General features: G+C 39.0%; 17 protein-coding genes. 5 read left to right on the top strand and 12 right to left on the bottom strand.

Translation table 11 applies throughout. From position 1 onward, the window contains the following. Positions 1 to 68 precede the first annotated feature (68 nt). Entirely contained in the window at positions 69 to 218 is a 150-nt protein-coding gene (locus P0M28_RS25235; RefSeq protein WP_302206132.1) for a hypothetical protein, read from the bottom strand. Between the two features lie 170 nt (positions 219 to 388). Continuing rightward, positions 389 to 838 (bottom strand): hypothetical protein, encoded by a 450-nt coding sequence (locus tag P0M28_RS25230; protein ID WP_302206131.1) that lies wholly within the window; start codon positions 836 to 838, stop codon positions 389 to 391. A 370-nt stretch (positions 839 to 1,208) separates the two neighbouring features. Here P0M28_RS25230 and P0M28_RS25225 point away from each other — a divergent pair, with 370 nt between their 5' ends. Next, the gene (locus P0M28_RS25225) at positions 1,209 to 2,084 is read left to right on the top strand and encodes a hydroxypyruvate isomerase family protein (protein ID WP_302206130.1); all 876 of its coding nucleotides are present in this window, start codon (positions 1,209 to 1,211) and stop codon (positions 2,082 to 2,084) included. Positions 2,085 to 2,156: 72 nt separating this feature from the next. On the opposite strand, the gene P0M28_RS25220 is transcribed toward P0M28_RS25225, so the two are convergent. The 9 genes from P0M28_RS25220 to P0M28_RS25180 form a co-directional block, all read right to left on the bottom strand. Next, the gene (locus P0M28_RS25220) at positions 2,157 to 3,227 is read right to left on the bottom strand and encodes an acyltransferase family protein (RefSeq protein WP_302206129.1); all 1,071 of its coding nucleotides are present in this window, start codon (positions 3,225 to 3,227) and stop codon (positions 2,157 to 2,159) included. 80 nt (positions 3,228 to 3,307) lie between these two features. Continuing rightward, the gene (locus tag P0M28_RS25215; protein ID WP_302206128.1) at positions 3,308 to 4,255 is read right to left on the bottom strand and encodes a hypothetical protein; all 948 of its coding nucleotides are present in this window, start codon (positions 4,253 to 4,255) and stop codon (positions 3,308 to 3,310) included. Next, a complete protein-coding gene (locus P0M28_RS25210; RefSeq protein WP_302206127.1) occupies positions 4,255 to 5,472 on the bottom strand; it encodes an MBOAT family O-acyltransferase in 1,218 nt (405 codons plus the stop codon). The genes P0M28_RS25215 and P0M28_RS25210 overlap by 1 nt, the downstream gene beginning before the upstream one ends. 217 nt (positions 5,473 to 5,689) lie before the next feature. Further along, complete coding sequence (locus tag P0M28_RS25205) at positions 5,690 to 6,409, bottom strand: SDR family NAD(P)-dependent oxidoreductase (RefSeq protein WP_302206126.1); 720 nt, start codon at positions 6,407 to 6,409, stop codon at positions 5,690 to 5,692. 1 nt (position 6,410) lies between these two features. Next, positions 6,411 to 6,803, bottom strand: coding sequence for a MaoC/PaaZ C-terminal domain-containing protein (locus tag P0M28_RS25200; protein ID WP_302210939.1), 393 nt, complete (start codon positions 6,801 to 6,803; stop codon positions 6,411 to 6,413). After that, a complete protein-coding gene (locus tag P0M28_RS25195; protein WP_302206125.1) occupies positions 6,803 to 7,045 on the bottom strand; it encodes an acyl carrier protein in 243 nt (80 codons plus the stop codon). The genes P0M28_RS25200 and P0M28_RS25195 overlap by 1 nt, the downstream gene beginning before the upstream one ends. Beyond that, complete coding sequence (locus tag P0M28_RS25190; protein WP_302206124.1) at positions 7,038 to 8,780, bottom strand: HAD-IIIC family phosphatase; 1,743 nt, start codon at positions 8,778 to 8,780, stop codon at positions 7,038 to 7,040. The genes P0M28_RS25195 and P0M28_RS25190 overlap by 8 nt, the downstream gene beginning before the upstream one ends. 41 nt (positions 8,781 to 8,821) lie before the next feature. Beyond that, a complete protein-coding gene (locus P0M28_RS25185; protein ID WP_302206123.1) occupies positions 8,822 to 9,856 on the bottom strand; it encodes a hypothetical protein in 1,035 nt (344 codons plus the stop codon). An 11-nt stretch (positions 9,857 to 9,867) separates the two neighbouring features. Next, a complete protein-coding gene (locus tag P0M28_RS25180; RefSeq protein WP_302206122.1) occupies positions 9,868 to 11,298 on the bottom strand; it encodes an MBOAT family O-acyltransferase in 1,431 nt (476 codons plus the stop codon). A gap of 157 nt (positions 11,299 to 11,455) precedes the next feature. On the opposite strand from P0M28_RS25180, the gene P0M28_RS25175 reads away from it, so the two are divergent. The 4 genes from P0M28_RS25175 to P0M28_RS25160 all read left to right on the top strand — a co-directional run bounded on the left by P0M28_RS25175 (position 11,456) and on the right by P0M28_RS25160 (position 16,341). Continuing rightward, entirely contained in the window at positions 11,456 to 12,802 is a 1,347-nt protein-coding gene (locus P0M28_RS25175; protein ID WP_302206121.1) for a flippase, read from the top strand. Beyond that, positions 12,795 to 14,027 carry a glycosyltransferase gene (locus P0M28_RS25170; protein WP_302206120.1) on the top strand — a complete coding sequence of 411 codons (1,233 nt, stop codon included), beginning with the start codon at positions 12,795 to 12,797 and terminating at the stop codon, positions 14,025 to 14,027. The genes P0M28_RS25175 and P0M28_RS25170 overlap by 8 nt, the downstream gene beginning before the upstream one ends. A gap of 150 nt (positions 14,028 to 14,177) precedes the next feature. Then, complete coding sequence (locus tag P0M28_RS25165; RefSeq protein ID WP_302206119.1) at positions 14,178 to 15,629, top strand: O-antigen ligase family protein; 1,452 nt, start codon at positions 14,178 to 14,180, stop codon at positions 15,627 to 15,629. A 7-nt stretch (positions 15,630 to 15,636) separates the two neighbouring features. Then, positions 15,637 to 16,341, top strand: a complete 705-nt coding sequence (locus P0M28_RS25160; RefSeq protein ID WP_302206118.1) for a TolC family protein — start codon at positions 15,637 to 15,639, stop codon at positions 16,339 to 16,341. On the opposite strand, the gene P0M28_RS31185 is transcribed toward P0M28_RS25160, so the two are convergent. Further along, a complete protein-coding gene (locus P0M28_RS31185) occupies positions 16,328 to 17,356 on the bottom strand; it encodes an acyltransferase family protein (RefSeq protein WP_367281884.1) in 1,029 nt (342 codons plus the stop codon). The genes P0M28_RS25160 and P0M28_RS31185 overlap by 14 nt on opposite strands. Between the last annotated feature and the right edge of the window lie 23 nt (positions 17,357 to 17,379).

The following is a 17,379-nucleotide window of genomic DNA, read 5'->3' as shown; positions in this document are numbered from 1 at the left end:
TCAAATAGTGCTGGCTACTCGCTATGTTGGACATATATGTTCTCCTCTCTTTATGAGTTACAAATTTACTAATCAGTAGGTATAATATTGTAGTAGGTAAAAAAAGCATTCAGGTTGGTTGTTCCCCACTTCCTCGTTAGCATTTCCCCTAATTTTTCACTTGAATCTTCTGCCTTTTTAACAGTTAGATGATGTTTATAGGCAAGCTTTTCCTCCATAGTTAGGAGGTTATGGTAGTGGATTATGATATACTGTTCAAGATCTGTTTCTTGCATCGTCGATTCTTCTAAAGGCAGAGTCGTAGCAGATGATATCCGTATAGACACACTGTACCTATACTCGATATATTATCAGGCTTTTCTTATCAGGAGTTAGTATTAGCGAATGATCACTCTTTTTTATCAGTCGGAGCAAGATACGTCAAGACAGAAGAAAAATCGTAAGTGCGCTTATCGAGGTAAACGCCTTGGCATTGGGTGCGGAACATATCTTCTCCAATAATTTCCAGAATAGCCTTCCGTAAGCTCACGGCTCGCCCAAACTCACCCCACTGATCAGATACGCTACGGTCAGCCTTAGAAAATATATACAGTTTAGGGCTGACATTACTTTGGATGTAGTACGTTTGATCTTCATCTTGGGCAATGGCAAAATACAATTCGCGTACGCTAGATTCGGAGAATACCGTAAGAGCAGCACTGTAGATAAGCGTATCGCTATCCCACTCAGTTTCCCGTTCCAGATTACAGGTACAAAAATCCTGGGCAAACCCAGATTGTGCGGTGAATGAAAAGAATAGAATTCCTATTCCTAACGTTAAATTAGTTAACTTTTTCATAGGTACGTTGTGTTAAGTGAACGACTCAGCAGTACGTTCACCGGTTCCTCTTCCGGTAAGTACGTAAGATGAACAGAACGGTTTTACCTTCAGTAACCTCGGGTATTTTATTAGCAGTTTGATATTTTATAATACCCGAGAAGTTAGATTGACTGCCCTATCCTAAAAAATCTTCTACCTTACTCGTGCCCGATAGTTTAACGTGGTATTACTATACCGGACTACTTTGGAATGAAAAATCACCAACTTGCGACGAGAAATTTATGTTAGCTAAGGTACAGAAAACTTAGCACAATTGCGGATATATTTTTTCTTCGCTCCCAAAACCTGTATATTTTGAGCAAAATTATTTGACAATCTCTAACCTCATATGAAAACTAATCGACGATCGGCAATCAAACATTTAGCAGGCAGTGCCGCTCTGCTTTCTACCCCATCAATTGCTCAACCTATGACCCAACCTTCTGAATTCACTCCAAAAGGCAACATCAACCATTCTGTTTGCAAATGGTGCTACGGTAGCATTCCGCTAGAGGAATTCTGTGTTTCAGCCAAGAAGATGGGTATTAAGTCGGTAGAGTTACTGGGGCCAGATGAGTGGCCGACACTGGACAAGCATGGGTTAACCTGCGCCTTAGCTTCTTACTGGGAAAATGGCTACGGCATTGAAAAGTGCTGGAACCGCACTGAACATCACGCTGATTTGATTGCACTCTACGAAAAGAGTATTCCGATGGTGGCCGAAGCAGGCCTAAAGCAAATCATTACCTTCTCGGGCAACCGCGATGGTATGGATGACGAAACCGGTATGAAAAACTGCGCCGAGGGCATTAAGAAAATAATATCGCTTGCTGAAAAGAACAATGTACTAGTGGTGATGGAGCTACTCAACAGCAAGGTCAACCACCCTGACTATATGTGTGACCATACTGAGTGGGGTGTGGAACTCTGCAAGATGATCGGTTCCGAGAACTTCAAGCTACTTTACGACATCTACCACATGCAAATTATGGAAGGCGATGTGATTGCTACTATTCAAAAGTATCATCCCTACATTTCCCACTACCACACTGGCGGCGTACCCGGTCGTAATGAAATTGACGAAACCCAAGAGCTTTACTACCCGGCCATTATGCAGGCTATTGTAGATACTGGCTTTGATGGTTACGTAGCCCAAGAGTTCATCCCAAAAGAAGAGGATGCTTTAGCGTCTTTGCAACAGGGTGTTGAAATTTGTGATGTTTAGAAGCTGTTTTAGTTAGAAATTTTGGATCAAAAGAATTAATTGCATAGACTGCTCACTTAAAAGATAGCCGAATCAACAACCTATCAGGTACCGGCTCTGCTTTCCTAAGACTCGTTTAGCCAAAGCGATACAGGCAATGTTTAAGATCATAATAAGCCCAAAATTGATTGACCAGTTGAGCACGGAACCTTTTAGCAGAGAAGGAAAGGAATACTCAAAACCAAGCTTTATCGCCAATAAGAAATAGTAATGTAGGAAAAATATACCGAAACTATAATCTGCCAGAGTTTTCGTTCCTAAACTGGTTGGTACATGTTCGTCAAAATGCCATAGCCAGTAGACAAAAAACCAGCACAAAAATATCTTCTGTAGATACATAAGAGGGTCGTACCAACTATCTGTAACAATTGTTGCTATCATTAATGCAACGGTTGAGAGAGTCAGAAAGAGCCAGTATTTGGAAGACCATTTTAATATTTGATCATTAAAGTGGCTAAAAAACATTCCAAAAATATATACCGACAAAAAGTGCACAAACATTTTCGGGATATTATTCAGCTCATCTCGGGGAACGATTAGAGAGATGACAACCAGTAGCGGAAGTATATAGTACGCACGGGGGTTGCGATCAATTTTGATGAGTACTGGGGCAATTGCATAGAATATTGTAATCATCGGTATAAACCACAAAGGGAGCAGATGGCTACCCGATACATAATAATACCCTATCTTTTTTAATAAGGACCATTCTTCAAAACCAGGATATAGAACTAATGTATCGTAAAGTGGTTGGTATATTCTTAGTACAATGGCTGGAATAGAAATGATGAGGTACGGAATCAGAACGTAACGAATCTTTTTCAACCAATAGTTAGTGGTTTCATACTTTTTCGACAGATATTGAAATAAATAGCCAGCAATAAAGATGAATAACACTGTTCCATTTTGCCATACTGCATCCAATACCTTTTTAGAAAAAGAATCGGTATCCCACTCTAGTAGTATATGCCCGCCAACTACAAACAATATAGCGAGTCCCCGAAAATTGTGTATATAATTCAAGAATTTCCCCTTAGGCTTTTCAACGGCTGGCGTAGCAGTTTTTTGGACGGGATAAGATGTAGAAATAGTTACTCCTTTCATATTGAATAATTACCTCTACAATATACAATATTATGATATATAATCATAGAAAAGATCAATTCATTTGTACAATTTCAATATTACTGCTGACTAGAAAGAGAGGTTAGTACTTCTTCATCAGAAGTGATTACGATGCTACCAAATATCGCCGAAAACTTTTCTACACCGTACTTATTCAAGTGTATTTCATCAGTATATAAATCATACTGTTGAGGGTATAAATCTCCGAAATTGTAGAATTCAACCCCTTTGTTTTCTATCCACTTCTCAAATAAGACAATGTTTTCGTAATAGGTAGTATCTCTTTTTATTGTGGCAATAGGAGGCACAAAAGCCACCAGCTCAATACCCCTTTCTTTACAGGTTTCAATAATCTTATTTAGATACTTAAACTCTCCCTGAGTTTTGAATAAGTTATGCTTCACCTCCTTCTCGCCTCGGTAATCGGTAAATTTGTATATGCGAGTCCCAAACTCATCAAAATCAGGTTCAATGAAACCAAATAAATTGTTCACCAGCATATGCAACCCCCAGGTGAAGTTAAATTCTGCATACCGCATAAATGGCACGTAGCGATATAAGTACCACTTCTTATCTAATTGAACAAAATGATTGTAGACCAAATCGTTTTCGACGTAGGGTAGAAACCTCGGATAAGTAAATTGCGATTCGGTGTCGTAATCCAACTGCCAACCATCAATGTTCAAATAGAGCGTGTTAACATTATTCTGATTCGACAAAAAGACATCAAGAATCAGCGATTGAGTTGAAATAAAACTACCGTCTAAAGAGAGATTGATACCATTTAAGTTAGTTTGCTGGTTAATTTCACCAACATCCAGTGCCGTATACGATCGGGAGGCTCCTAAGATAGCGTAGTCATAAGACTGTTCATTGATCTGAAAGAGCCACTGCGTTTTATAGAAGCTTCCCTCTTGATATATTTTTGTGAATGCAGCATCCAGTGCATAAAAGAGTATCAACGCCAACGAACCGACAATACCGATATTTATGAGGAACTTTCTCATTAAAACTGAAAATAGATAAAGTCATTTTGATTCTGAAACACTCCAAAAAGTCCAATAATGAGTAAGCACCCGAGGTACGTACTTACTCTCACCCACCTTAACTTAAACAGCTTGTTCCTGATGTGTGATTCAGCAATCACTTTTTCTATCGCCAGTATCAAGCAAACTAGCAATACATTGATGATAAGGTTATATATATCAAAAACCCGCATACTTTGTAACTCAGCTAAGATATCAGGATCGTAAAAGGAAATATTGCTTATTACTGAAAAAGCTTGAGCTACGTTGGCCGAGCGAAAGAAGATAATAGAAAATGTGAAGAATGAGAATGTAAGTAGCATACTCAAATTACCATAGAAAGATACCGGCAAACGCTTGGATAGCTTTCTTCGCCTTTTCTTGGTCAGAATTTCGTACGAAAGTGCTAAACCGTGAAGTAATCCGAAGATCACAAAATTCCAGTTGGCACCGTGCCACAGTCCAATTAGGGTGAAGCTGAACAGGGCAGCATATATCAATCCCCACTTGCCCCAATTTCTTTTCTGTATGGCGATAGGATTGTACAAGTAGTCATTAATCCAACTAGATAATGATATGTGCCACCGACGCCAAAAATCTGAAATACTGGTAGCAATAAAAGGGCGGTTGAAATTTTCCATTAGCCTAAAACCCATCACTGCGGCAGCACCAATGGCAATGTCCGTGTAACCTGAAAAGTCGCAGTACAACTGGAAGGAAAATAATACAACTCCCAGCAACACTAACAACCCAGAATAGGCTTCGGGTTGGGCGTAAATTTCCGACACAAAAATTCCCAAACGGTCAGCTATTACCACTTTTTTGAAGAAACCCAGAAGCATCAGTCGCAACCCATAGGCTGCCGTATCTACTTTAAAAGTATGCTTTTCGTAAAACTGAGAAAGTAAGTGAGATGCTCGTTCAATGGGCCCGGCTACCAACTGAGGATAGAACATTAAATACGTTGAGAAAATACCCAGATGTCGCTCCGGCTGCTGAAGGCCGCGAAATACGTCAATGGTATAACTCATACCTTGAAAGGTATAAAATGAAATCCCCAAAGGGAGAAGCACATTTAGATAGGGAATAGGATTTTGTAACTGCGATACATTCAGCAGGTCATCCAGAATTCCGTTCAAAAAGTTAAAATACTTGAAAAGAGCCAGCACCGAAAGGTTGAGTATAATACTTAGAACCAAAACAAGTTTTCTATTTCTAGCTTCGGTGAGTCTGTAAATAATTTTAGCTCCAAAAAAATTTGTCAGAATAATGAATATCAGAATAAATATGTACAGAGGCTCAAAGTACATGTAGAAAAAGGCGCTGGCTAGTAACAGCAATACCCACCTAAGCCGATGAGGCAGCAAGAAGTACACTAACGTTACCAGCGGAAAAAATACTAAAAATGTTAATGAGTTAAACAACATCAGTACCCGCGTTTATAACTAAATTCACTCCGTTTATCTGCTGAGTTGTTTGCAGCAGAAAAGCTACGGTATCGGCAACTTCGCTAGGGTTCAGTAGCTCTCGCAAAGGATGATTATTGGTAATTTGTTCAATCACTCTGGGGTCAATATCCTGATTGAGATCAGTGAGCATTAGAGAAGGTGAAATGCTATTTGATGTAATATTGAATTTTACATATTCTGTAGCCCACGATTTACTCATGGACGCCAAATACGCCTTGTTAGCAGTGTACTCTGACCAGCCTACCGGGGGCTTATTAATGAGTGCCGCACTTAAAATAGTAACTATTTTACCAAACTTCTTCTTTTTGAACTGCTTGATAGCCCGCTGAGTGATTGCTAGAATGGGGAGTACATTATGTTGAAAGCTCTTTGATATATCAGCAGTTTCCATTTTATGAAAATGGTTACGTTGCATTCCGGTAATAGCATTATTCACGATCGCGTCAAGTTCAAGATCATCTATCACCTCCAGAAAGGCATCTAAGCTGCTAGGATCCGTAAAATCACATTGAATCTTATGCCCGTTGGGAAACTTTTGACAAATTGAAGACGCACTCTCTACCGAATGGCAATACGTAAAATAGATAGTATCTGAGGCTTTTTCAGCCAGTTTAGTGGTGATGCTTTCTCCCAAACCGGAAGCTCCTCCTAAAATCAACGTGTTCATGCTAGATTAACCCAATTTGAAAAGTCCCTTTGGCAATTACTTTCTTTTCTACATCTAAGAAACGGTACTTAAAAACGACCGCATTTACTGAATCGTAGATTTCACTGACAGTAGCATGCAGACTCAGTTCATCATTAAGATAGACCGGAGCGTGGTATTTTATTTCCTGGGAGTGAATGACAACATCTTTCGACGGAAGGCACTCTCCGATAAAGTAAGAGATGTATCCATTCAAAATATTTCCGTGCATTACCCGGTCTTTAAAACTTTTCGACCGAGCAAACTGAGCGTCAGTGTGAAGTGGATTTTTATCTTTAAACAGATCAATGAAGCCCTCGTACGTTAACGCATCGGTTATAAATGTCTCTTGGTACGTATCGCCAACAGTAAACATCAAGATACTTTTGCGTGGATGGCATCACACATCTCCCCCACATTCTTAAATCCCTGAATTTCAGCCGCCGTAAATTTTACTTTAAAGTGTTTCTCAATTGCTACCACTAGGGTAATATGGGTTAGGGAATCCCATTCGGCAATATCTCCGGCGGTTGTATCTCGTTGTATAACGATATCATCGTTATCTAATTCGTCCTTAAATATTTCGTCTACTTCTTCTAAAATTTGCGTACTATCCATTCGTCAGATTTATTAATTGATCTTCTTGTATATAATTTTCCTTTTCTGAAAAGCTCGCTACGTCAAGCACCCAGTAGCCATCTTCGGCCTGAAAACCCAGATCGGCGTAATGATCTTTTACTAAGCCATTTTTAGCAGTAGGTAGGTATTCGCCCCTTAGTTGCTTAGCCTGGTGTTTTTTTGCTATCTCCACTAGTTTATTGAGAGCAAAATACTCAACCCCTCGCTTAAGAACCCGACAACTCATAATCCAAGTATCGACAAAAAGAGTAGCCTCTCCTTTCTTTTCCAGTATCAATACACTAATGATTCCATGATCGCCAAATTTATCCGATAAAGATAGTGATAAGGTGATATAGTCTTCTGAGTTGGCTATTTTTTCTATTTCGTGTTCGGTATAACGAATAGTGCGTAGATTAAACTGATTAGACCTTTGCGTAAGTTGGGCAACTCTAGGAGTGTTAAAGCGGTTAAATGACTCTATTTTTGCCTTCATATCCAAAGAAGCCAGAAACTCCTCTTCGTTAGCAAAGCTATTTTTTGTAACCACCCGTTTTGCCTCAGCCTGATACTGTCGTGTTCGGTCCGAATCATTGGTAGTGAAAGAAACGGTCTCAAAAAGATATAATGAGGTTAAATAGTTGAGATACAGCGCCGGATCTTCGGGTAATTCTGGTACGGTAACTTGAGGAAGGTGCGTTCTTACCATGTTTCTTTCAAAGGGGTTATCGTCGATAAAGACAATGGAATCCAGCCCAATATTTAGCGTCTGCTGAATAAAGGCAATATTGTCTGCCTTATTTTCCCAATTAGCCACGAAGATCGCAATATCGTCTAGCCGAAGTACCATGTCGGGATGTTTCTCAAAAGGCTCCTTCGCGTTCTTCTCATCGTTTTTGCTACATATAGCCAGAATAACGCCTCGTTCTTTTAGTTCTTTCGCCCATTGCTGGAACTCACTAAATGCTTTTCCTACTCCTAAATCTCCTATTTGTATTTTTTCTAAACCATCGTCACCAATAATCCCACCCCAAATGGTGTTGTCTAAGTCAAGTACTAAACACTTCTTTATCTTTCCTAGTGAAGCACGAATAATGGCTATTGTGCTGTCAGCTACCACTGGCAGAAAGTCAACACTAAGTGGCATATCAGCGTTGATGTACATATTTGTGTCCAAAACCACATCCTGCCCGTATCGCCCTTGAAGAGCCTGTAGATCGTGTATGTACAGCGCCGCATTTTGCTGACTTACCTCCATTAACTGAAAGTTAATTTTTCTCAATTGATAAATAAAGGAGTGCTGAGTCTTATTCGCGTGATGGCCGAATACTTCATCATTAACTATGGGAAAGTTGAAGTAAATAATTTTCGAGTTAGTATTGCTAGTAATGCTATCGAATAATGTTTGACAATGAGCTATGTGGTTTGACGCAAAGTCTTTTCTCTCATCGATTGGTAATTGGTAAAACTTTTTACGAAGCTTATGTACACTATGAAATAGAATAGTAAAATCTTGGGCAGTAGTGTAGTATTCAGAATGAGGGTTTAGCAATTCTTGGTTTATCTGATCGTAATCGGCTTCGTGCACTTTCAAGTCAAGTTGATGCTCGTATCCGCAGCCACGAATAGCTACTGCTAATAACTGTGATGCACTATCAGCCAATAGTGCTATTTTCACCTCACGAAATTCAGAAAAATCGTTTTTAAGATTTCTTCTTAGTTGCTTAAATGTCATTCTATTATATATATCTAGTACAAAGATAAAAATATTACATTTTATTCTTCTATTTTACCAGTATAATTTTTCAACTCAACTACTTGGATGCCATTCTCATAAACTTGTTTCAAAATATCTCGCGCCACAGACGGACGATAATGAGAACCATCGTAGAAATTTCTAACATCAGTTGTAAACTCATTTTTCCCGGAAAAGTCATATAAATTTTTGGCTCCAAAGAGCTTAGTTAAAAACGCTAAATCGGTGGGGTTGAACTTGACTTGTCTGTAATCAGGACCAATAATTACCTTATAGTTTACGTGGCGGCTCTGTAAAATATTTTTTATCCGAGTGAGGTACCGTTTGTGCTTTTCGGTAATAATAACTTCAGATGTAGTTTCGGTTTCGGGACGCTTAATAAAATAGGCCGCATATTTTGCAAAGAAGGCATCTTCGTCGGTAGTTAGCTCCTCTTCCCAAGTAGTCATAATAACATCATTGCTAACGGGCGTATAAACTACCTCTTTCGGAATCTTACCTAATATTTTAGTAATAAGTCCATCCGTAATGTAATCACTATAATAAGGAATAAAATTGCGCTCAAAAATAGAGAGCACAAATTTTTGGTAAAATTTTACCCAAGAAGCACCATTCAACGCTGGGTGTAGCTGAAATAGCGGATGGTCTCGCTCGTCAGGCTCAAGAAAAATTAATCGATCAAGTACAATAATTGCTTGGTCTAGCTGCTCTGATAAACTATCTGCCAGAGCTACTTTTTTCATCATTCCGTACACTGATTCTCCCGAAGCATCGAAGTGATAAGGTTCTGCTGGAAAAGGCAAATGACCTTTCCAATCTTTCGTTTGGAAGGCTAACGTGCGGGAGTTACCAAAAATGAAAGCATCGTATTTATTTTCTCGATAATTATCTAAAAAGTATTGGGTGCTCACATAATGTCTATTCACCGTAAAATGTTTATACGAGTAGTCTTCATACTCATAAAATATTTTGTAAGGATCGGTTATCATGATTAACCCGAACAACAGCATGAGCGGAATTAAATAAAACGCCAATTTCTTAATAAATAGCTTCATTTACTGCTAGATTAAAACTGAAAATAAATGAAAGAAGCCCCACTATTGAAGTTTAGATAGATAATACCTAAGGTCAACAAATTGTAAATAGCAAAACGTTTAACCGGACTAAGTTGATCTATTTGTAACGGATGCGGTTGATGTCTCTGAACCCACTCGACTGTAATCAAGAGTACTAGAAGCGGCAACAGATAATAAAATTTAAGATCAGTTGTAAAGCTATTCCAGTCAAACATATGACCGATATAGGAAAAAGCATCAGTGACACTTTCCGACCTAAAGAAAATCCAAGCAAAGCAAGTAAGAGAAAACGTTACTAATATTTGAAACGCTTCTTTGGTGTTGGGCAAAAATCGGTCTTGAGCCGCAATATCTAAATAACGACGATTGCTTTGTCTCAGAAGCAATGGTAGAAAATAGAGCGCATTCAGTGCTCCCCAAACAATAAAGGTCCAATTGGCCCCATGCCAGAATCCACTAACCACAAAAATGATGGCAGTGTTGCGAACCTTGTACCAAACACTTCCTCTACTTCCTCCCAGCGGAATGTACAAGTAGTCTTTAAACCAAGAAGACAGAGATATATGCCACCTTCGCCAGAACTCAGCAATATCACGAGAGAAGTACGGATAAGCAAAATTACGCATTAGCTTAAAACCAAAAAGCTTGGCTGTGCCAATGGCAATATCGGAGTAACCGGAAAAGTCGCCGTAAATTTGAAATGCAAAAAAAATAGCACCCAGCACCAGTGCCCCGTTAGAAACTTCGGAATAATTAGAAAATATTTGATCCACAAAAAGAGCACAGTTATCAGCAATAACAATTTTCTTGAAAAGCCCCCATAAAATCTGCCTCATTCCATCTTTAGCCTCCTCATACTGAAAAGTACGCTGCTTAAAGAATTGAGGAAGTAGATTGGAGGCTCGTTCAATGGGCCCAGCGACCAACTGCGGAAAGAAACTGACAAAAGCGAAAAATGCCACCACATCCTTCGTAGGTTGAAGTTTATTGCGGTAAATATCTATTGTGTAGCTCAATGTCTGGAAGGTATAAAAACTAATACCTACCGGTAGAATGATATACAATGTGCTGACTTCTATGGGCTTGCCAAACAGCGTAAATGCGTCGACAAATGCATCGACAAAAAAGTTGTAGTACTTAAAAAACCCTAAGATGCCCAGATTAATACCGATGCTAAGAAACAGCCAAAATTTTCGATAAATTTTTCGTTTGGCCCGAAATAGCAATTGCCCGATCGTAAAATCAACGATTGAACTAAAGGCAATCAGAAAAAGAAATCTCCAGTCCCACCATCCGTAGAAAACGTAGCTAGCAACAATCAGAAACACATTTTGCGCTCGCAATCGATTACCCAAAACCCACCAGTAGATGGCAAACACAATTGGCAAGAAAAGTGCAAAATCTAATGTGTTGAAGAACATAGAACCTAAGAGAGATTAGTTATCTCATTTGACAGCACTTTTAAGAAAGCTTTCTGCAAATATATATTCGTTTGTAAACAAAACTATAAAATAAATTACTATTTTTACTGATAAATTTATAAAATACATTCAATTTTTATCGAAATACTATAAATAGATGGGTCCAGTTGAGAAAAAGGTATGGATCAGATCAGGCATATTTACGCTGCTACAACGCGGCTCCGTCTTAGTAATTGGGTTTGGAACAGTCTACTTTTTAGCTCGGATGTTAGAAAAAGATGTCTTTGGATCTTGGGTTCTCTTCTTAACTATCACCACAATCTTAGAAATAGGTAAGCAGGGCTTGATTCAAAATGGTACTATTAAATTTTTGGCTTCAGAGAACAAATCTAATTACGCCCAAATTGTAAAAGCATCCTTTATTCTCAATACCTTAATTACAACACTATTATCGGCTTTGGTAGTGGTAGTGAGCTACGGCCTACTTCATTTCTACGGAGAAGGAGAAATTCGCCAACTGTTACTGTTCTACGCAATAGTAATGTTAGCCCAATTGCCCTTGTCGCATTTTGAAATAATTCAGCAGGCAAATTTTTATTTTGAAGGTATTTTTTATAGCTATTTAATGCGGCAAGGCGGGCTATTTCTTTACGTAGCTGTTTTCTATTTTCTTAACTCAGATGTATTGCTAGTCCATTTGGTATGGGTACAAATTGGAACTACCGCTATCGCTGCAGTAGTTGCTTACTTTTTTACTAAGCCTTACCTTCCCCAACTAGCATCACTTTCGTGGGTATGGGTAAAAAAGCTGTTCTCGTTCGGAAGGTTTAGTATGGCGACAAACCTAAGCTCCGTGCTTTACAAAAGCGTAGATCATATTATGATTGCACTTTTGTTATCTAACGCTTCCGTAGCCGTTTATAATATTGCTGGGAGAGTTACCAACCTAGTCGAGTACCCTACTACGGCTATCGCATCGCTAATATTTCCGCAAAGTGCCCGTAGAGCTAACCTAGACGGAGAACGAGCCGTAAAAAACTTATACGAAAAATCAGTCGGGCTCACTCTAGCCATTATTCTTCCAGGTATGGCAGTGGTATTGCTCATACCCAAATTTATTATACTGCTTATTGCTGGTGATAACTACTTGGATGCAGTTCCCATTCTTCAGTTGACCATTCTTTATGGACTGTTTTTACCGTTCTCGAGGCAATTCGGGGTGATTTTAGAGGCTACCAATCGACCAAATATTAATTTCTACTTTGTATTTGCCGGAATGCTCGTGAACATTTTGTCAAATTTTATTTTCATTTACTACTTCGGCCTGAAAGGAGCAGTATACGGAACGTTGTTTTCGTATGCAGTAATGTTTATCGTGACGCAGCGGTTTTTATATACTCACTTCAACGTAAGATTGCTTCATACGCTACACTGTATGGTGGGCTTCTACAAACAAGGGTTTGTCTATGGTTTAAATTACCTTAAAGCTAAGAACAGTGCATAACCTCGATTCTATCGATATTATCATGTTAGCATTGCCACGTTGGGATACTCCCTACTCCTCAACATCGTATTCTTTAGCGAAAGAGTTGGCCAAGAGCAACAGAGTGTTTTACATTGATAATCCTTTTACTGTGAAAGATTTTATCACTCTGCACAGTACCCAGTACATTCAATCGCGCAAGAAAGCATTATTAACTGGTCGTGATAACTACACTAAAGTGAAGGGGGCTCCCCCTAACTTCACCGTGGTAACTTCCCCAATGACCCTACCGATAAATGCGCTACCAATCGGGAAGCTTTATAGCTTGTTATCCAAAAGAAATGATAAGATTGTTTATTGTACCATTAAGAAACTAATACAGGATTTTAATATCCGAGAGTATATTTTCATTAATTCATTTAACCCACTATATGGCAAATACTTTCTCAAGAAGCTTACCCCAGTACTATCAATTTACCAGGCAGTAGATGACATTAGTGAATCGCGGTATATGCAGAAGCACGGCCCACGTTTGGAAACAAACGCTCTGCGAAGTACGGACATCACCTTAACTACTTCTATTGAACTAACTCGTTTGAAGTCTAAGTACGCTAACAATGTTTTCTACCTACCTAATGCGGCGGATATTTCTCTTTTTAAGCAAGTATCTAACCCAAATTTAGCCGAACCCAGTGAAATTCTTGGTGAAAAGCGCCGTATTATTTGCTACATTGGCAACCTTGATGGTCGGGTTAACTATCAGTTACTCAAGGATATTGCCTTACATCACCAGCAAAAACTAATTCTGCTGATTGGCCCCCTTAACTCCAACGAATTCAATAAATATCAATTAGATCAAATTTCTAATATCAAATTCATTGGAGCAAAAAATATCAGCCTGCTACCTTCATATTTGCAGAAAGTACACTGTACGATTATTCCCTTCAAGTTGACTACTTTAACAAAAAGCATATACCCACTCAAGCTCAATGAATACCTAGCTGCCGGTAAACCCGTAATCACTACCAACTTCTCTGAAGAAGTTGAAAAGTTTGAACCAGTGGTATACGTAGCGCAAAATAACCGGGAGTTTACTTCACTAATCAATCGGGCAATTGCTGAAGATAGCCCAGCTAAAGAACAAGAGCGATATAACTGGGTGGCAGCAAACTCTTGGGAAGCAAGAGCAAAAGAATTTTGGAAGATAACTGAATCCTTTCTAATAGCTAAGACCAATGGTACATAACGACGATCACTCTTCAAAAAAAGAACAAGCCTACCACAAACGTCTACTCCAAAGACTAGTCATTTCTTTTGTATTGTTCATCTATCTTTTTCTATTCCTAAAAACTTTATTCTTTTGATCAAGAATGCATAAAGTCAAATTAACTGACTCGTGATACAAATTGGCGACATACGTAGTAAAGTACTAGATACAGTGATGAGTAGAAGGTTCATTTACCTATCTACCTTTATCGTTGCATTATTCGGCTCCCTACTCATAACAGTCATTGTTGCAAAAAGGGGGCCTTTAATTGGTACTGTTCTATTAGGTGGGTTGACCGGGGCTGGTTTTCTACTGGTCTGCTTGTTTAACATTCGCATTGGAATGTTGCTTATTGTCCTGCAATCGTTCTCTATCTTCACACTAATCCGATTACGTCCGGATATACCTTTTGGAGCGATTACCAGCATCACTATTCTAGTAACGTTTATTGGTATTTTTCTACAGCGAAAGCCAAAAACTAAAATTATCAAGAGCCCGGTAGTAATCGTATTGGTGATATGGCTCTTGTACCAGCTACTCCAAGTTTTCAACCCCAACTCATTATCTATTCAAGGCTGGCTAGTAGGGTTGAGAGGGGTATTTACCGGATTTCTATTTGTACTAGTAGCCATATTTGCTTTCAGTAGCAGATCCTTCGTGATACTTTTCACCAAATTTTGGCTTGCACTAGCAGTATTTACTGCTATTTACGCCTTAAAACAAGAATACTTCGGACTCTTTGAGTTTGAGAAAGTTTGGGTATACAGTAACCCAAAGGTGCTAGGCTTAAGCACGGTAGGTGGCAGATTTAGAAGGTGGTCAATACTAGCCGACGTATCTAGTTTCGGTATGTTCATGGCCTTTAGTGGTCTAGTCTGCTTTGTGCTTGCTTTTGGCCCCTTTAGTGTAAAAAAGAAACTTGTACTATTATTAAGCGCAGGCATTATCTTCTTTGCTATGGTGTTTTCTTTTACCCGTACTGCCTACGCAATGGTTCCAGTTGGCCTGGTTCTATTCTTCTTAATGAATGTCAACAATAAGAAAATCTTAGCAGTTAGCATAGTCTCCTTCATTGCCGGGGTGGTTTTGATTTTTGGCCCCTTTTATAGTGGTCCTCTTAATCGAATTCGCTCTACTTTTCGCCCTACCGAGGATGCTTCTTATGCGGTTCGCGAAAACAACCGCTCCCTCATTCAACCCTATATTTTAGAAAATCCTATAGGAGGTGGGCCTCAGTCTACCGGATTTCCGGGAGAAAGGTATCACCCGGGGCATACGTTGGCTGGGTTCCCTCCCGATAACTTCTATCTGCGTACTGCATTGGAGTACGGTTGGGTTGGCCTGTTTCTCTTTTTAACGCTGTATGCTACAATAATGGTGCTTGGCATAAGAGGGTTTTACCAAGTGCGTGACCCTACCATTAAAATTCTGTATGCCGCCTATATAACTTGTCTTTTTTCACTTAGCATTGCTAATTTCGCTCAAATAGCCCACGGACAACCCCCACTATCGTTTATTGTAGGCAGTATTTATGCGCTTATGTACCGGATGAAAGAATTTGATTATAACCCAGATAAATAGGAATCTTATGAAATTTATTGCTTGCCTCTCTTTGCTCTTGGCATACACACTCAGTTGGGCGCAAGAGGTTGATTACAACAGAATTATTTTACCACCCGAAGCGGAGGGCATAGAACCGGTTGAACGACTGGTTCAACTAGCTTGGCAGAACTATCCGGATAATGAGATCGTTCAACGGCAAGCTGTAATTGCCAAGAAAAACGTATCACTATCTAAGTGGAGCTGGCTAGATAATTTAACTGCAAGTGGTAACCTTAATGAGTTTACTATCAGCCCACCGGAAGGGACTGACGATAATTTCAATAATTTTTTTCCTCGGTACAACTTTGGTGCTCGCATCTCCCTAGACATACTAAATACGCCCACCAGAGTGCGAGTGGCGAAAGAAGAGTTAAATATCGCTCAAGCCGAAGTGAACAAACAGAAACTTCAAATAAGAGCAATTGTCTATCGGCTGCACGAAGAGTACAAAATTGCTAAGCAGATGTACGAGATACAATCACAATCGTCAGAAGATTCTTATACAATGTATACATTAGCCGAACAAAACTTCAGGGAAGGTGAGATTGGTGTAGAAGAATATACCAAAGCAGGAGAATTATATAATGCAGAAAAGATTAAGCTGATTCGTGCCGAAAGTAATCTGGTTCTGGCCAGGGTTAACATTGAGGAGCTGATTGGGGTATCGCTCAGTGCTGTTATTGACGACTAAATATCCTTACTCTCGTGGATAGTAAATTGGTCAATATTGTAGTGATTTGCTCGTACTTTGCTGCCAAAAACAGCGTCAGCACAAAAATAAGTGGTAGATAAAAAAGAGGATAATCAAAACTGATGGTGCGAAAAGACTTCTCAACCAGATGCAGTACCAACATATGGATTAGATATAATGAATATGAGTATTTTCCAACCGAAATAATCCAGTTTCCAACAGGAGCAATTGATTTGGAAATTAGGTGATATGAAATAATGCAGAAGGATGTATAAGCAAAAAAGGCGGCGAAATCATTTAGCACGACTCCCACTTCATTTAACCTAAGCGTTAACACACCCATTACCGTAATGGAGAACAAAAAGAGAGCCGCGAACTTCCATATTGATCCATCCCAAAACTTTACCCCATCTTTTTGATAAGCTTTAGCCAAATACATTCCTAACGCAAACTCCCAGAGATACAACGTGAAAATACTGCTAATATGCCTAGCGTATAAACTGAAATAGATAGTTAACAAAAGATGTATGAGAGATACGATGACTGATAGCACTAGAAATAAATTATTTCCCAAAACCTGTTGTAATCGCCGTAAGAGGGGAAATACAATGTAAAACTGAATAATGGTAGAAATGAACCAGAAATGCCCTCCTAGACTGTTAATATACTCATGAAAAAACATTTTGTATAACAGAATATGACTTAGATAAACGTTTACATTAGCATCCGGATACAGTGCTATAAAGGTAGACGAAGTATAGATTAAGGTGACAATTAGAAAATATGGAAAGTAAACTTTTAAAAACCGTTTAGAAAAATAGCCCTCTAATTTAATTGACTTTGATAGATTGAGGCCAAAACCTGACAAAAAGAAAAATAAATGAATACCTGTGCCCCCGAAAAAGACTGACAAGTTTAACCATTTGCCCAGATCATACCCCACAAGATAATGATATAAGACAATGGATAAGATGGCGTAACCACGAGCATACTCAATAAAAGCTATTCTGTTCAAGCGTCAATTATTTTCTTATGATA

Origin of the sequence: Tunicatimonas pelagia, assembly GCF_030506325.1 — a bacterium.
Taxonomy (GTDB): Bacteria; Bacteroidota; Bacteroidia; order Cytophagales; family Cyclobacteriaceae; genus Tunicatimonas; species Tunicatimonas pelagia.
The sequence above is the reverse complement of the archived record's forward strand: the minus strand, read 5'-3'. Positions and strand labels throughout refer to the sequence as shown.